Source organism: Shewanella sp. SG41-4 (assembly GCF_014164505.1).
Taxonomy (GTDB): Bacteria; Pseudomonadota; Gammaproteobacteria; order Enterobacterales; family Shewanellaceae; genus Shewanella.
Window position 1 is genome coordinate 1 of the sequence record NZ_JACJFI010000521.1, and the last position, 1789, is coordinate 1789.

1 protein-coding gene is annotated in these 1789 nt (G+C 39.2%); it reads left to right on the forward strand.

Going from position 1 to position 1789, the window contains the following annotated elements:
* The first annotated feature begins 96 nt into the window (after nucleotides 1–96).
* Nucleotides 97–1590 carry a methyl-accepting chemotaxis protein gene (locus H5202_RS21820; RefSeq protein ID WP_182773886.1) on the forward strand — a complete coding sequence of 498 codons (1494 nt, stop codon included), beginning with the start codon at nucleotides 97–99 and terminating at the stop codon, nucleotides 1588–1590.
* The last annotated feature ends 199 nt before the right edge of the window (nucleotides 1591–1789 follow it).

The following is a 1789-nucleotide window of genomic DNA, read 5'->3' on the forward strand; positions in this document are numbered from 1 at the left end:
GATTCGAACAGGGTATTCGGCACTTACAACAGTCAAATATCGCAATAGTTTGAATTACGTTGCTTTATTGCACTCAAGTTAAAATGAGTACTATTTATGACGTTAATGAAATCAATTTCTTTTAAGTTAATCATGGCTGCACTCATTACAGTCACATTTTTGATTGTGATATTTGGAGTATATGACTACCTTGCACAAAGTGAGAAATTGCGACACAAACAAGAAGTACAGATTGGCTTAGTCGCTTCAAGATTACAGTTAAGCCTTCCAAGCGCAGTTTGGAATTATGAAGAATCTCAAATGTCCCGAATACTCGATTCAGAACAACAATCGGATGATGTTGCATTTTTAAGTTTTCATAATGATAACGGTGACCAGATTGCTCAATCTAAAGGTGAAATGAGTGCTCATGTTCAAACAATAAAATTACAACATGTGGAAGATGGAACCACCACCGATATAGGCTCAGTAAAATTATACATCGATGATACCAGCATCAAAGAAGAGCTAGCAGAGTTGGCGTTTAGAACTATTTTAAAAGGCCTATTACTGGATATATTTTTAGTAACAGCATTGTTTATTCTCTTTAGTAGACTAATCACCCGACCACTAACCCATGTAGCCAATGCATTAGAAAATATAGCCAGTGGCGAAGGAGATTTAACACGCAGGCTGAATGTAAGCCGTGAAGATGAAATAGGTAAAGTCTCGAGTTCATTCAACATTTTTGTAGATAAAATTCAATTACTTGTACAATCAATTCAAGTATCGGTTGATGATGCACTCAGCGCGGCAAGAAATGTGCACACTGGGGCAGAGCTCAGTCGTGGGCATGTGCATGACCAACAATTAGAAACCGATCAAGTGGCAGCGGCTATCACGCAAATGTCTGCCTCGGCTAAAGAAATAGCAACCAGCGTACAATTATCAGCCGACTCAGCATTGCAAGCAAATATGGATGCTAAAGAGGTTTCCAATATTATCAATCACTCTATTGAATCAATTAATGATTTATCCACACAATTGACAGACGCAGCGACAGTGGTGAACTCGCTAGATAAGGATGTCACTGACATCGTGTCCATCTTAGATGTCATTCGTAGCATTGCAGAACAAACTAATTTATTGGCGTTAAATGCTGCGATTGAAGCTGCTAGAGCTGGAGAACAAGGTCGTGGGTTTGCTGTCGTTGCTGATGAAGTAAGAGCCCTTGCTAGCCGGACTCAACAAAGTACCGCTGAAATTCAGACAGGCATTACTAAGCTACAATCCGGCGCAAAATCAGCCGTTAAAGTTATGATTGAAAGCCAAAATAAAAGTGAAGCTTCTGTTGTAAATGCTCAAAGCTCGGGAACAGCCATCAATAGAATATTAACCTCAACAGAAAGAATCACAGATATGGCAACTCATATTGCAACTGCAGTAGAACAACAAAGTGCAGTGGCTGAAGACTTAACCCACAATATCAACCGTATTGTCAGTTCTGGTCAGGACAATCTAGAGCAGCTAAGCGAAATGAACCAAAATGCTGAGAATTTAGAGTCGACATCACAAAATTTGAAAAAACTAACCAGCCAATTCAAGGCATAAAACTTAAGCATTATCAGTAAAGGTTGATGACTCGAGTAGGTATTGAATGGCATGCACCGTTCGAGTTAGTGCAGTTAATGTTGGTGTGGTTAACTAACCTCAACTCGAGTAATAACCGGTTAGTAAAACAAATGACAAGTTCGCTATGACATTGGCCGAATATTGTCATTTCCCTTACCTTGATCTTGACTTATTATCT

What these genes read in the sequence shown, in the direction of transcription:
- H5202_RS21820 (WP_182773886.1), top strand. Translation starts at nt 97, where the DNA reads ATGACGTTAATGAAATCAATTTCTTTTAAGTTAATCATGGCTGCACTC.